The organism is Vibrio lamellibrachiae (assembly GCF_050337265.1).
GTDB classification, from domain to species: Bacteria; Pseudomonadota; Gammaproteobacteria; order Enterobacterales; family Vibrionaceae; genus Vibrio; species Vibrio kyushuensis.
This window is the reverse complement of record NZ_JAKJSU010000008.1, coordinates 339,697-354,082: the sequence shown is the minus strand read 5'-3', so window position 1 is coordinate 354,082 and position 14,386 is coordinate 339,697. Positions and strand designations below refer to the sequence as shown.

Here is a 14,386-nt window from a genome sequence, read left to right as displayed (position 1 = left end):
CAAAATAGTTTCCTTTATTAGAAGGTTCTGCCAATAGTGAAGGTAAATGTTTCTTTGTCATCGCCTTCGTAACTCTTAATTGGAGATGCCAATGAGAAGACCAGAGGGCCCATCGGTGACATCCACTGTAATGCGACGCCGTAAGACGCACGGTAATTGGTTGGATCAGAGTAATCGTAATAGTATTGACTGCCGTAATCAGCGCCAGAGTCACGATAATCAAATTCGGTATCCCAAACACTTGCTGCATCGACAAAGAAGCTGGTACGAATTTGACTACGTACTTCATCAGAGGCAAATGGTGTTGGTACAATCAACTCTAAACTTGCCAGAGCAATCGCATTACCACCTACTGAATCGTCGGTTGCCGTATCATTACCATTGTTTGAGCCAGAGTAGTCACGGTAGACTGCTTTCGGGCCTGCCGAGTTTGAGCCAAAACCACGCAGGGAAGTAAAACCACCTGCGTAATAGTTTTCATAGAATGGGAACAAGTTATCTTGTCCATCCGTTTGACCATAACCGTTGCCGTAACCCAAGCGACCGCGCATCAATAACGCAAAGTCATGTTTCTGAGTCAGTGGGAAATACTGTCTGATATCGTACTGAACTTTAAAGTACTGAACGTCAGAGCCAGGTACGGTCATCTTATAAAATGCACGTTGGTGATTACCCGCTGTTGGGAAATAACCACGGTTTAAGTTATTACGTGTCCACGAGATGTTGATATCAAAGTCGTTGGTATTCAGTGCACCATCGCTATCAATATTGCTGGCTTGAGACGCTAAGAACTGCTCTACCTGCAAATAAGGTGATAGGTTACCGATCTTGTTGTGAGTGTAACCCGCACCAAGTTCGAAGAAGTTAAGCTCATTTGCCCAACTACCCAGCGTCGCACTCACGCCATAACTTTCATTGGTATAGTCGACAATACCCGCTTCAGATGCTTCAAATTCGTTATAGAAGACTTTACCACCTAGACTCACACCATCAAGCGTCCAGTATGGGTCTCGATAATCTAAGCTAATATTCTTTTGGTAATCGTTCATCATTGCGTTGATACCAACACGGTTACCTGAACCAATGAAGTTATCTTGCTGAAGACCAACTTGGAAGCTCACACCAGATTCGGTACCGTAACCAACACCAAAGTTAATACTGCCTGAGTTCGCTTCTTTTACGTTGTAGACAAGATCAACCTGATCTTCACTACCAGGAACACGAACGGTTTGTACATCAACAGTCTCGAAGAAACCTAAACGATTCAAACGCGTTTTACCGGTTTCAATCGATTTAGAGTTGAGCCAGCTTCCTTCCATTTGACGCATTTCACGACGCATAACTTCGTCACGTGTCGAGTTGTTACCTATGAATCGAATATCTCGAACGTAGATTCGGTTACCTGCTTCGACATTAATGATCAAAGAAACTTCGTTCGTTTCATCATTAAACTCAGGCATGGTTCTTACTTGGGGATACGCATAACCCGCTTCACCAAGAACACGCTTAATCTCTTCTTCAAGCGCAGTTACTGAGGAGCCGTTATAAACGGAGCCATCTTCAAATGGCACCATCTCTTCAAATTCAGACTTTTTACCAATTAGTTCACCGCGGAAATCCACTCCGCTAATGGTGTAAGCATCACCTTCATCAACGCCAAGTGTAATGTATACACCTTTCTTATCTGGAGAGATTGCAACTTGCGTCGAGTCTACTTGAAATTTCAAGTAGCCACGATCTAGGTAAAATGAACGTAGCGCTTCGATATCGCCCGCAAGCACTTGCTTTTGGTACTTATCATCCGCGAGGAAATTCCACCACGCGACATCAACGTTTAGATTAAAACGTCCTACAAGCTCTTTATCTTCAAAAACTTCGTTTCCGATAAAGTTAATCTGTTTTATCTTGGCTGAAACACCTTCAGTAAAAACAAATTTAAGATCAGAACGGTTACGTGGCAATGGTGTAACAACAGCTTGAACCGTTGCGTTGTATTTACCTACGCTGTAATAGAAGTCTTCAAGACCTTTTTCTATATTCGATAGTGTTGTGCGATCAAGCGCTTCACCTTGTCGGATACCAGAAGCATCAAGGTTTTGCTGTAGCTGCTCTTCTTTAATCGCTTTGTTACCAGAAAAAGAGATGCTCGCAATCGTCGGGCGCTCTTTAACCTGAATAACCAAGACGTCGTTATCACGAAGGACTTGTACATCTTCAAAGTTGCCTGACGCATAAAGAGATTTAATGATCTCAGCAACGTTCTGGCTGTCGATGTCATCTCCGATTCGAACTGGCATCTGTAACAGCGCAGCACCAAGTGCAACACGTTGTAAACCTTCAATTTGTATGTCTTGAACAACAAAGTTCTCTGCGCCATTTGCTGAAACACTTGTCGCTAACAAGGTTGCAAATAGAATCTTTTTAATCGCCATATTTTTTTAAGTTATTCCTTTACTGCACTACAACCTGAGCCCTGCTTACAGGCGAGAAAAATCATTAAATATTGCAATTGCCATAACTGACAAAATAATTGCACCACCGATTCGGAAACCCATCTCTTGTACCTTCTCTGGTACTGGGCGACGAATGATTGCTTCGATAGCAAAAAATAGTAGGTGGCCACCATCAAGCATTGGCAACGGCACTAGGTTAATAATGCCCAAATTAATACTAATTAACGCTAAAAATCCTAAAAAGTACACCAAGCCATAATCAGCGGTGGTACCAGCACCTTTAGCAATTGAAATAGGACCGCTTAAATTATTCAAGCCAATATCACCAACAACAAGCTTTTTCAGCATCGTTGCGGTCAATCCAATGACTTGACCTGTTTTTTCAATCGACTTGCCGATAGATTCAATTACACCATATTGCAGCTCAAATCGATATTTTTCCGGCCATTCTGAGACTTCCGAACCAATTCCAGCAAAACCTATCGTTTTTCCTTGGCGGTCATCGCGCCTATCTGGCGTTAGAGTCATCAACAAAGATTCACCATCTCTATCAATCTTCAGCTCGACGGCTTTCTCTGGATTCCCCTGAATCGACTCAACAAGTTGCTTCCAGTTTTCTAATTCAACACCATTTACCGCAACCAAAGTGTCGCCAACTAAAAGCCCAGCTCGTTCTCCTGCACTATTGTCAGAGACATTTGCCAGCGTCATCGATACCTCTGGCGTATAAGGACGAAAACCTAATGTCCCCATAGCAGACTCTGTTTCTGGATCAAAGTTCCATTGGGTTAAATCAAGTGTCTTAATTTTAGCCACACCAATGCCGTTTTCATCAGAAACTGTGAAAGTAAGCTTATCGTCACCAATATGGGCAATAATGCCCATATTGACGGATTCCCAATCTACAGTTTTGACGCCAGATACCGCGGTAAGCTCCATACCAGGTTCTAAACCTGCATTTGCAGCAATTGAGTAAGGTGTCACTTCTCCTACAACAGGCTTAACCGCTGGCACACCAATCAGAAAAACTAACCAATATGCGAAAATAGCAAAGGCAAAGTTGAACAAAGGACCTGCAGCCACTACCGCTGTTCGTTGTAGTAAAGGCTTCTTATCAAACGCAATGTGGTACTGTTCTGGCGATATATCATCGACACGAGTGTCGACCATTTTCACATAACCACCGAGCGGAATCATTGAAAGGCTATATTCAGTTCCATCTTTTGCGACTTTTTTCCAAATCGACTTACCAAAGCCAATAGAGAACTTTTCAACCTTTATGCCACAACGGCGGGCAACCCAAAAGTGGCCGAATTCATGTACGGCTACGAGTATGCTCAGCGCAATGACAAACGAGGCAAAGTTCCATAATATTCCAGTCATGCTGTACGCTCTCGTAATATCTGATTTGTCATGTGTCGCGCCATTTTATCTACCTCAAGTAAGGTTTCCAAGTCTAAAGGCTCTAAATAAGAGTCAGTTGCACATACTTTGGACATTACCATTTCATTAATACGGGCTATGTCAGTAAAACCGAGTCTACCTTGTAAAAATGCGTCAACGTTGATCTCATTTGCAGCATTAAGGGCTGTGGTTAAATGCTGGCCTTCAAAGCAAGCATCGATAGCCAATTTTAAACAAGGATAGCGAGAATAGTCAGGCTCTAGAAAAGTAAGTTCACCTAGACGAGCAAAATCTAAAGCTGAAACACTAGAAGGGACTCTTGCCGGATACGCCATAGCTGAAGCGATTGGTGTCGCCATATCAGGCGCGCCCATTTGAGCAATCACAGAACCATCAAGGTACTGAACCATAGAGTGAATAACAGATTGAGGATGAATAATAACTTTTAATTCAGGTTCAGTAGCATTAAATAGCCACTTGGCTTCAATGTATTCAAGCCCCTTATTCATCATTGTCGCAGAGTCAACTGAGATCTTTGGACCCATTGACCAGTTAGGGTGAGCGATAGCTTGTTCTGGGGTCACCTGCGCTAGTGAAGCGACATCGCTATAACGGAAAGGGCCACCAGACCCTGTCAGTAATATATGCGAGATGCCATGTTGCTTTAGATTGCAGTGTCCAAGGTTGGTTTGTATTTCACTAGGTAGGCATTGAAAGATAGCATTGTGCTCGCTATCGACTGGCAATAACTCTGCGCCATGCTCTTTGACTGCATCAACAAAAAGTTGCCCTGACATCACTAGCGCTTCTTTGTTAGCAAGTAGTACTCGTTTGCCAGCCTTAATAGCCGCCATAGTAGGGAGTAGACCAGCAGCACCAACAATGGCCGCCATCACGGTGTCAACTTCACTAAATTCAGCGACGTGACAAGCAGCCTCTTCTCCGGCTAACACTTCAATCAGAGGGTGAGTTGACGCTAACTGTGTTTTCAGCTTTTGAGCGGCATCCACATCGGCCATAACAGCGTATTTGGGTTGCCACTTGCGGCAAAGCTCTAGCATTTTCTCAACATTTCGACTCGCGGCAAGAGCCACGATAGAAAACTGTTCCGGATTCTGCTCGACAACTTTTAAAGTACTTGCACCAATGGATCCTGTGGCACCTAAAATTGTTAGCTTACGCGTAGTTGAAACCATAAATAGTTGAAACCGTAATAGTTGTGACTATAGATTGTGTAATACAAAAGTCAGACAATGGGTATACAAAGATACCCATTGATTTAAAAATCACTTTCTTACAGAAAGACTGTTCTTTTATTAAAGTCAGTGCTTCTAAAAAATAAAGTAAAGAAGAGCAAAAACAGGGAAAGCAGCCGTTAAGCTATCAATTCGGTCTAATACACCACCGTGACCCGGTATAATATTACTACTGTCTTTAATGCCCGACACACGCTTAAACATACTTTCAACAAGATCGCCAAGAACTGAAATAACCACCGTGACTAAGGTAATAATGATCATCACTGCGGGGCTAGAGAACTCTAAACCAAACCACTTCGCAGTAAACCACGCAACAACGAGAGCTGTAATAATGCCGCCAATCAGCCCTTCGATTGTTTTGTTCGGGCTTACTGATGGTGCCATTTTACGCTTACCAAAAGCGCGTCCAGCAAAGTATGCTCCGCTATCAGCAGCCCATACGATCAAGCAGACAAATAGAACCAGCTTTGCACCATAGTAGGCATCAGCCTCAATCCCTTGGGCTCTAAGTAAAATAGCGCTCCATAAAAACGGGAGTAACGTCAACACGCCAAAGGCATGCCTTAAAATATTAGAGTGTTCCCACGTTTTACTAGAACGCGGATAAGTAATCGCAAGTGCACTTGAGTACAGCCACCAAGCGCCACCAATACCTAAAATGAAGTAGTGAATAGGTTGAATGGTATTAAGACTAGTCGCATCAGAAGCGATCAACAAAAAGCTGATCAGCGTTACGATTACTGAAGGAATGAGCGCTCGTTGGCGAGATTTATGTTCAACAAATTGAGTCCACTCCCAGAAACCTATCCCAGTCACTGCTGCGATGGTTAAAATAAACAAATACAACGGAAGCTCGAAAATCCCGAGGATAACAAGAGGAGCTAAAATAAGTGCGGTTATAATTCGTTGCTTCAAACTAATGAATCCTTTATTGATTTTCCATCAGTGCTTTAATTTGATTACCGGTACAACCAAAACGTCGTTCACGGTTAACAAACCAAGTCACAGCTTCAATTAAGCTATCCTCACTAAACTCAGGCCAATAGACCGGAGTAAAGTACAGCTCAGCGTAAGCTAGTTGCCATAACATAAAGTTACTTATTCGACATTCACCACCAGTGCGAATTAAAAGATCAACCTCAGGAATATCTGACATTGTAAGGTGGGAAGTAATAAGATCTTCATTGATTGAATCAGCGTTAAGTGTGCCCTGTTCAACCTCTAAAGCCATTTTCTTCATCGCTTGGGTAATGTCCCATTTACCGCCATAATTGGCAGCAATGTTAACCACCATGCCAGTATTGGCTGCGGTTTTCTCTTCCGCTTGAGCGATTTTTTTCTGCAAGCGTTCACTGAAGCGACTTTTGTCACCAATGATACGTAAGCGAAGATTATTCTTGTGTAGCTTCTTTATCTCTGTCGATAAAACAGTGATAAACAACTCCATTAATACGCCAACTTCTTCTTCAGGACGTCGCCAATTCTCACTGCTAAAGGCAAAAAGAGTAACAGCTTCAATGCCTAGACGAGCAGCGCTACTGATGGTTTTTCTTACTGCAGCAACCCCATTTTTATGCCCAAAAACTCGAGGTTTCCCTTGAGCTTCAGCCCAGCGCCCGTTGCCATCCATAATAACGGCAATATGTTTAGGTAACGCTTCGGTAGATAACTGAGTATTTGACATAGAAGGCTGTTCGGTGGTTTAGAAATGATTGGAATAAAAAAAGCGCTATGCCATTTACATAGCGCTTTATAGATAAAGAGGCGAAGTATTTATACTTCCATCAACTCTTTTTCTTTTGAAGCTAGCGTATCATCTACTTTCTTGATCGCTGCATCAGTTAGCTTTTGAATTTCGTCTTGTGCTTTACGATCTTCATCTTCAGAGATCTCTTTGTCTTTTAGAAGACCTTTAAGATCACCGTTAGCGTCACGACGAATATTACGAATAGCTACACGACCGCCTTCAGCTTCACCACGAACAATCTTAACTAGGTCTTTACGACGCTCTTCCGTTAGTGGAGGAAGTGGTACACGAATTACCGTACCTGCTGACATTGGGTTTAGACCCAAATCAGACGTTAAGATTGCTTTTTCAACTTTAGGAGCAAGCTCACGGTCAAAAACTGTAATAGCTAAAGTACGAGCATCTTCAGCCACAACGTTTGCTACTTGATTTAGCGGTGTTGGTGCTCCGTAGTACTCTACAGAAAGACCAGAAAGCAAACTTGGGTGTGCACGACCAGTACGAATCTTGATAAGGTTATTTTTCAGTGCTTCGACACTTTTTTCCATGCGCTCTTGCGCGTCTGTTTTAATCTCGTTGATCACAATATCACCTTGACTTATGTTCTTGGTATAAGTTTGTTCTTAGTAGTAAGAAAGTAATTTGGGCTTAAATAAGATATGCCATCACAGCTGGTTTGCAATGATGGCATGCACATTATTCAGTATCGCTGATTAATGTACCTTCTGTTTCACCCATAACCACGCGACGTAGTGCGCCTGGCTTATTCATATTGAAAACACGGATTGGCATTTTATGATCACGCGCTAACGTGAATGCCGCCAAATCCATCACTTTAAGCTCTTTCTCAAGAATAGTGTTATAAGAAAGAGTATCATACAACTCTGCATCAGGGTTAGCTACTGGGTCAGCAGTGTATACACCGTCTACTTTCGTTGCTTTAAGAACCACATCAGCTTCAATTTCAATACCACGTAAACACGCTGCTGAATCTGTTGTAAAGAATGGGTTACCTGTACCTGCTGAGAAAATCACAACGCGGCCATGACGTAGTTGGCTGATTGCATCTGCCCAGTTGTAATCGTCACAAACACCTTTAAGTGGGATAGCCGACATAACGCGAGCATTCACGTATGCACGGTGTAGAGCATCACGCATTGCTAGGCCATTCATTACTGTTGCAAGCATACCCATGTGGTCGCCAACAACACGGTTCATACCCGCTTCAGCAAGGCCAGCACCTCTAAAGAGGTTACCACCACCAATTACTACACCAACTTGAACACCAAGTTCAACCAATTCTTTTACTTCTTGAGCCATGCGATCAAGGATTGCAGGGTCAATACCAAAACCTTCTTCGCCTTGTAGCGCTTCGCCACTCAGTTTTAACAGGATACGTTGATACGCTGGTTTAGGGTTTGTAGTCATGGAGCTTACCTTCCAAAAAGTGATAGTTTTGATTAACGGTCATGGATAAACATTCTAGGTAGTTTAGAACATGAATATTTATTGATCACAGCAAATCATCAAACGCTTGTCGTAAAAAGACCGCAGCCTTGGCTACGGTCTAATATTTAAGCATGCAAAAGGGATTAACCTTTTTGAACCGCTGCTACTTCGTCAGCAAAGCTCATTTCAGCTACTTTCTCGATACCTTCACCAACTTCTAGACGTACGAAGCTAGTTACTGTCGCGTTTCTTTCTTTAAGAATATCGCCAACAGTTTTCTTAGGTTCCATGATGAAAGCTTGACCTGTTAGAGAGATTTCGCCCGTGAATTTCTTCATACGGCCGATAACCATTTTCTCAGCGATTTCTTGAGGTTTGCCTTCGTTCATAGCGATTTCAACTTGAACAGCTTTCTCTTTAGCAACTACATCAGCAGGTACGTCAGATGGGTTCAAGAAGTCTGGCTTAGAAGCAGCAACGTGCATAGCAACGTGCTTAAGTGTTTCAGCTTCACCTTCACCAGCAGCAACTACACCGATTTTCTCGCCGTGACGGTAAGAAGCTAGTGCAACACCTTCAACGAATTCTACGCGACGGATGCTGATGTTTTCACCGATCTTAGTTACAAGAGCGATACGTGCGTCTTCAAACTTAGCTTGAAGAGCAGCGATGTCTAGACGTTCAGCTAGAGCTACTTCAGCTACTTCGTTAGCAAATGCAAGGAAACCTGCATCTTTAGCAACGAAGTCAGTTTGGCAGTTCACTTCAAGAAGAGCGGCAACGCCAGCAGCTTCTTTAATGATGATTGTACCTTCTGCAGCAACGTTACCAGCTTTTTTAGCTGCTTTCGCTGCGCCAGATTTACGCATGTTTTCAATTGCTAGCTCGATGTCGCCTTCAGCAGCAACAAGAGCTTTTTTACATTCCATCATGCCCGCAGCTGTGCGTTCACGAAGTTCTTTTACTAGAGCAGCAGTTACAGTTGCCATTCTCTATTCCTCAGTTAGTTCGAAAAAAGGTAAAAATCAGGGGCCTATATTGGGCCCCTGATGCTAACTAATACTCAATCGATACATACTTTATAAGATGTACCCATTTAGCATGGTTAAGAGCCGCTATTATTCAGCTTCTACAAAACCATCTTTTTCGCCAGCAAGAGCAGCAACATCTTTGTTACGACCTTCAACAACTGTTTGTGCAACAGCGTTTAGGTAAAGTTGTACTGCACGGATTGCATCATCATTACCAGGAATGATGTAGTCAATGCCGTCTGGGTTAGAGTTAGTATCAACAACAGCGTAAACTGGGATACCTAGGTTGTTAGCTTCTTTAACTGCAATGTGCTCGTGATCAGCATCGATTACGAATAGAGCGTCAGGTAGGCCGCCCATATCTTTGATACCACCAAGTGACTTCTCTAGCTTCTCCATTTCACGGGTACGCATTAGAGCTTCTTTCTTAGTTAGTTTATCAAATGTACCGTCTTGAGCTTGAGCTTCTAGCTCTTTAAGACGTTTGATTGACTGACGAACAGTTTTGTAGTTCGTTAGCATACCGCCTAACCAGCGGTTGTTAACGTAAAACTGGTTGCTTGCAACAGCAGCTTCTTTAACAGCTTCAGATGCAGCGCGCTTAGTACCAACAAAAAGAACTTTACCTTTCTTCTCGCCAACTTTAGCTAGTTCAGCTAGAGCTTCGTTGAACATTGGAACAGTTTTTTCTAGGTTGATGATATGAACTTTGTTACGAGCACCAAAGATGAATGGCTTCATTTTTGGGTTCCAGTAACGAGTTTGGTGACCGAAGTGAACACCAGCTTTAAGCATATCGCGCATTGATACAGTTGCCATTTTAAAATCCTCTATGGGGTTAGGCCTCCACACTCCCCATGAATCCGACCCCTAACATCTATCTACTAATGCAAATAGTTTTACTGTTGAGGCACCCCGGAACATGTGACGGAATGTGTGTGATTTAAATTAAAGTGAGTGGAATACAACAATCAACGTCGCTTATTTACTTTAAACTACGCTTATTACAGACGTAGATGTTAATAGCTTTTATTAACGCAAAAAGAATAGAGACAATTGACCGTTATTCCGGGGCGCTTTATACCATATTTTCGCATTATATGGCTAGTAAAAATTCCTTACTAAGCAGTAAGGACCCGGTGGTATATACTGTGACTATATAAAAACACATACAAAACATGCTCATTGACACAAATACACATTCATAGAACTTCCTGATAGAATGCGACTCATTATTGTCGAGAGCTCCTACAAATTGGTCGAGAATTAGCGCGAATGTCTATGAAAATTAAAAACCATGAAGAAATTGAAAGAATGCGTATTGCTGGCAAACTAGCCGCAGAAATTCTAGAAATGATTGAACCCCATATAAAAGAAGGGGTTACCACCGATGAGTTGAATACACTCTGTCATGATTATGCGACAGACCGAGGTGCTTACTCCGCACCTCTAGATTATCACGGTTTCCCGAAATCAATTTGTACCTCTATCAACCACATCGTTTGCCATGGCATCCCTGCTTCTCAAGATGAAAAAGGCAGCAACGGTCAATTAAAGCCAGCAGTGTTGAAAAACGGTGACATTCTAAACGTCGACATCACAGTTATAATTCCTGATGAAGAGAACGCCAGTTTAAGTACTCGTCCACAAGGCTACCACGGTGATACGTCAAAAATGTTCCTCGTTGGTGAGGCATCTCCGGCAGACAAGCGCTTGTGTATGGTTGCTCAAGAAGCTCTATACGTGGGTATGCGCAAAGTAAAACCGGGCGCTACTGTTGGTGATATCGGTACGGCTATCGAAAAATACATCAAAGAGAACAATAAGAAGAACCCGCGTAACAAGTTCTCTATTGTTAAAGACTTCTGTGGCCACGGTATTGGTAACGAATTCCATGAAGAACCACAAGTGGTTCACTACAAAAACACTGATCGCCGTGTATTAAAAGAAGGTCACTGCTTCACTATTGAGCCAATGATCAACGCGGGTAAATTCGGGTGTTCGGTAGATGCCGAAGATGATTGGACTGTTTACACTGGCGACGGTAAGAACTCTGCTCAGTGGGAACACACATTGCTTGTAACAGCAACAGGCTGTGAAGTGTTAACTCTTCGTAGTGAAGAGAGCATCCCTAGACTGATGAAAAACTAACTCAAGGCTAATACAGCCTCATGCTAAGTACGTCTTACTTAGTATAAATAAAGTGATAGAAAACCAACTTTGATGTCCCTGCCTAGCAGGGATATTTTTTTATCAGCCCCTATCTGATAGATTAAATACCTCAATACCCATATTCAATTTGCATGGACTGCTGCATATGCCGTATCAATCGCCACTGACTTTCTCAACCGAACAACTTTCAATCGTTTCACTTAAAGAGCAGTTAGAGAAGTTTTCCGAATATCAAAAGAGTGAGTTTCTTGCTCACCACCCTATTAACGATCTCGTTCTCGGGCGTTCCGATTATATGGATCTATTGTTGCACCGGCTTTGGATAGAATACGGATTTAACAACCTACCTAATATTACTCTCGTTGCCGTTGGCGGCTATGGTCGAGGTGAGCTTCACCCTCTTTCCGATATCGATATATTAATTGTTTCAAAAAAGACGCTGCCTGAGCACCTTGGCGCAAAGGTTAGTGAATTTATCACCCTGTTATGGGATTTAAGGCTTGAGGTCGGCCACGCCGTTCGCACCATCGACGAGTGTGTCACTATCGGACAGGAAGACTTAACAGTAGCCACTAACTTACAGGAAGCACGTTTGCTCTGCGGCTGCGAAGATACCTATAGTCAACTGAGCACAAGAATTGGTGCCCCCTCATTTTGGCCAAGTGATGACTTTTATAAAGCTAAAATCAATGAACAAAAAGAGAGACATGCACGCTATCACGATACCACTTACAACCTTGAACCTGATATTAAATCCACACCCGGAGGTTTGAGAGATATTCATACCCTCAGCTGGGTAGCAAGGCGACATTTTGGAGCGACCTCACTGCTTGAAATGAGTAAATATGGGTTTCTAACCGATGCTGAATACCGTGAACTGGTTGAGTGCCAAGACTTTCTTTGGCGGGTACGTTTTGCACTACATATAGAGCTGAAACGTTACGACAATCGACTCACCTTTGGTCACCAAGCTCAAGTAGCTGAAAGCCTAGGCTTTAGTGGTGAGGGGAACCGCGGTGTCGAAATGATGATGAAGGAGTTTTATCGTACATTAAGGCGCGTTGCTGAACTGAATAAGATGCTGCTAAAACTTTTTGATCAAGCGATTCTTGATAACGGTGTTGAGTATGAAGCTGAGGTTCTTAGTGACGACTTTCAGCGTCGAGGAAAACTTATCGAAGCTCGAAAACCCGCACTATTTCAAGCCAGACCTGAAACTATTCTCGATATGTTTATTCACATTGCGAACGACTCTACAATTGAAGGCGTTGCTCCCGCAACGATGAGACAACTGCGAACAGCGCGCAGAAGGCTGAATAAGTTTCTTCATGTTATTCCTGCTGCTCGTGAAAAGTTTATGGATCTGGTTCGTCACCCTAACAGCTTACACAAAGCGTTTAGCCTTATGCATAAACTTGGTGTGCTTGCTAGCTACCTACCACAGTGGAGTCAAATTGTAGGTCAAATGCAATTCGACCTATTCCATGTTTATACAGTCGACGAACACAGCATGCGTCTACTAAAGCACATCAACCGTTTTGGACAGATTAGTAATCGCGATAAGCACCCTATTTGCTGTGAAATCTACCCAAAAATCTTTAAAAAAGACCTGCTCATCTTGGCGGCGATATTCCATGACATAGGCAAAGGGCGTAACGGGGACCACTCAGAAATAGGCGCTGTTGAAGCGTACCAATTTGGTATTGAGCACGGTTTATCGAAACCTGAAGCGAACCTAATATCATGGTTAGTTAAAAATCACTTACTGATGTCTGTCACCGCTCAAAGACGCGATATTTATGATCCCGAGGTTATCACCGAGTTTGCCAAAAAAGTCAGAGACGAAGAGCGCCTTGAATACTTAGTTTGCTTAACCGTTGCCGATATTTGCGCAACAAACCCTGATCTTTGGAACAGCTGGAAACGAACCTTACTCGCAGAGCTATTTTACTCCACACAAAGAGCACTGAGACGAGGTCTTGAAAATCCGGTTGATGTAAGAGATCGGATTCGCCATAACCAGCAGTTGGCATCAGCACTGCTCCGTAAGGAAGGATTTACCGCCCGTGAAATTGAAGTGCTATGGCAACGCTTTAAAGCCGACTACTTCCTTCGTCATACCCACAAGCAGATCGCATGGCATTGTACGCACTTACTCAACCGAACTGATGAAAGCAAACCACTGATACTGATCAGCGAAAAAGCAACAAGGGGTGGCACTGAAGTGTTTGTTTACGGTAAAGACCAAAATGCCTTATTTGCTACGGTCGTTGCCGAGCTAGATAGACGTAACCTAAATGTTCATGACGCTCAAGTAATGACCAGCAAAGATGGCTATGTACTCGATACTTTTATGGTACTTGATCAGAACGGTGAAGCCATTGATGTCATGCGTCATAAATCGGTGGTTAAACACCTTGCTCATGTTCTGGAGGATGGTAGACCAACCAAGATTAAAGTTCGCCGAACACCGCGAAATCTACAGCACTTTACGGTAAAAACAAAAGTAGACTTTCTTCCAACAAAGAGCAAAAAACGGACTCTGATGGAGTTTGTCGCTCTGGATACTCCAGGCTTACTTGCTAAGGTGGGAGCGACCTTTGCCGACCTAAACATTAGCTTGCATGCCGCGAAGATCACCACGATAGGCGAACGTGCAGAGGATCTGTTTATTTTGACCAACAGCAATGGCTCTAGACTCGATGAAGAAGCACAAATTCAACTAAGAGATAAGTTGATTGGAAATATCGCAGAGCTTGCGCCAAATTAATCGCGATCTTGCCCACAAGTTGCGCAGTTGTTTTTATTGTCAGCTATCTACCACGAATATAGGCTGCTACATTAGTTATGATTTAATCAATTTTACAACAC

At 43.0% G+C, this 14,386-nt stretch carries 11 protein-coding genes; 2 read left to right on the top strand and 9 right to left on the bottom strand.

Annotated elements, in window-relative coordinates; genetic code table 11:
- Positions 1-17: 17 nt before the first annotated feature.
- The 9 genes from bamA to rpsB all read right to left on the bottom strand — a co-directional run bounded on the left by bamA (position 18) and on the right by rpsB (position 10,162).
- Entirely contained in the window at positions 18-2,432 is a 2,415-nt protein-coding gene (bamA, locus tag L4C54_RS14755) for an outer membrane protein assembly factor BamA (protein WP_428808775.1), read from the bottom strand.
- A 45-nt stretch (positions 2,433-2,477) separates the two neighbouring features.
- Positions 2,478-3,836: a sigma E protease regulator RseP gene (gene rseP, locus L4C54_RS14750; protein WP_428808774.1), complete on the bottom strand. Its 1,359-nt coding sequence runs from the start codon at positions 3,834-3,836 to the stop codon at positions 2,478-2,480.
- Positions 3,833-5,053, bottom strand: coding sequence for a 1-deoxy-D-xylulose-5-phosphate reductoisomerase (gene ispC, locus L4C54_RS14745; protein WP_428808773.1), 1,221 nt, complete (start codon positions 5,051-5,053; stop codon positions 3,833-3,835). The genes rseP and ispC overlap by 4 nt, the downstream gene beginning before the upstream one ends.
- 135 nt (positions 5,054-5,188) lie before the next feature.
- A complete protein-coding gene (locus tag L4C54_RS14740; protein ID WP_428808772.1) occupies positions 5,189-6,031 on the bottom strand; it encodes a phosphatidate cytidylyltransferase in 843 nt (280 codons plus the stop codon).
- Between the two features lie 13 nt (positions 6,032-6,044).
- A complete protein-coding gene (gene uppS / locus L4C54_RS14735) occupies positions 6,045-6,800 on the bottom strand; it encodes an undecaprenyl pyrophosphate synthase (RefSeq protein ID WP_428800922.1) in 756 nt (251 codons plus the stop codon).
- 89 nt (positions 6,801-6,889) lie between these two features.
- On the bottom strand, positions 6,890-7,447 hold the full coding sequence (gene frr / locus L4C54_RS14730) for a ribosome recycling factor (protein ID WP_428800923.1): 558 nt from the start codon (positions 7,445-7,447) through the stop codon (positions 6,890-6,892).
- Between the two features lie 112 nt (positions 7,448-7,559).
- On the bottom strand, positions 7,560-8,291 hold the full coding sequence (gene pyrH / locus L4C54_RS14725; protein ID WP_428800924.1) for a UMP kinase: 732 nt from the start codon (positions 8,289-8,291) through the stop codon (positions 7,560-7,562).
- Between the two features lie 164 nt (positions 8,292-8,455).
- Entirely contained in the window at positions 8,456-9,301 is an 846-nt protein-coding gene (gene tsf, locus L4C54_RS14720) for a translation elongation factor Ts (RefSeq protein ID WP_428800925.1), read from the bottom strand.
- Between the two features lie 129 nt (positions 9,302-9,430).
- The gene (gene rpsB, locus L4C54_RS14715; RefSeq protein ID WP_428800926.1) at positions 9,431-10,162 is read right to left on the bottom strand and encodes a 30S ribosomal protein S2; all 732 of its coding nucleotides are present in this window, start codon (positions 10,160-10,162) and stop codon (positions 9,431-9,433) included.
- A gap of 456 nt (positions 10,163-10,618) precedes the next feature.
- On the opposite strand from rpsB, the gene map reads away from it, so the two are divergent.
- Both map and glnD read left to right on the top strand, forming a co-directional pair.
- Positions 10,619-11,494, top strand: a complete 876-nt coding sequence (gene map, locus L4C54_RS14710; RefSeq protein ID WP_428808771.1) for a type I methionyl aminopeptidase — start codon at positions 10,619-10,621, stop codon at positions 11,492-11,494.
- 166 nt (positions 11,495-11,660) lie between these two features.
- Positions 11,661-14,285 carry a bifunctional uridylyltransferase/uridylyl-removing protein GlnD gene (glnD, locus tag L4C54_RS14705; protein WP_428808770.1) on the top strand — a complete coding sequence of 875 codons (2,625 nt, stop codon included), beginning with the start codon at positions 11,661-11,663 and terminating at the stop codon, positions 14,283-14,285.
- The last annotated feature ends 101 nt before the right edge of the window (positions 14,286-14,386 follow it).

Bases quoted from the DNA above. Each gene is read 5' to 3' on its own strand.
- rpsB (WP_428800926.1), bottom strand. From the start codon at position 10,162: ATGGCAACTGTATCAATGCGCGATATGCTTAAAGCTGGTGTTCACTTC.
- bamA (WP_428808775.1), bottom strand. From the start codon at position 2,432: ATGGCGATTAAAAAGATTCTATTTGCAACCTTGTTAGCGACAAGTGTT.
- uppS (WP_428800922.1), bottom strand. From the start codon at position 6,800: ATGTCAAATACTCAGTTATCTACCGAAGCGTTACCTAAACATATTGCC.
- map (WP_428808771.1), top strand. From the start codon at position 10,619: ATGTCTATGAAAATTAAAAACCATGAAGAAATTGAAAGAATGCGTATT.
- ispC (WP_428808773.1), bottom strand. From the start codon at position 5,053: ATGGTTTCAACTACGCGTAAGCTAACAATTTTAGGTGCCACAGGATCC.
- glnD (WP_428808770.1), top strand. From the start codon at position 11,661: ATGCCGTATCAATCGCCACTGACTTTCTCAACCGAACAACTTTCAATC.
- rseP (WP_428808774.1), bottom strand. From the start codon at position 3,836: ATGACTGGAATATTATGGAACTTTGCCTCGTTTGTCATTGCGCTGAGC.
- tsf (WP_428800925.1), bottom strand. From the start codon at position 9,301: ATGGCAACTGTAACTGCTGCTCTAGTAAAAGAACTTCGTGAACGCACA.
- pyrH (WP_428800924.1), bottom strand. From the start codon at position 8,291: ATGACTACAAACCCTAAACCAGCGTATCAACGTATCCTGTTAAAACTG.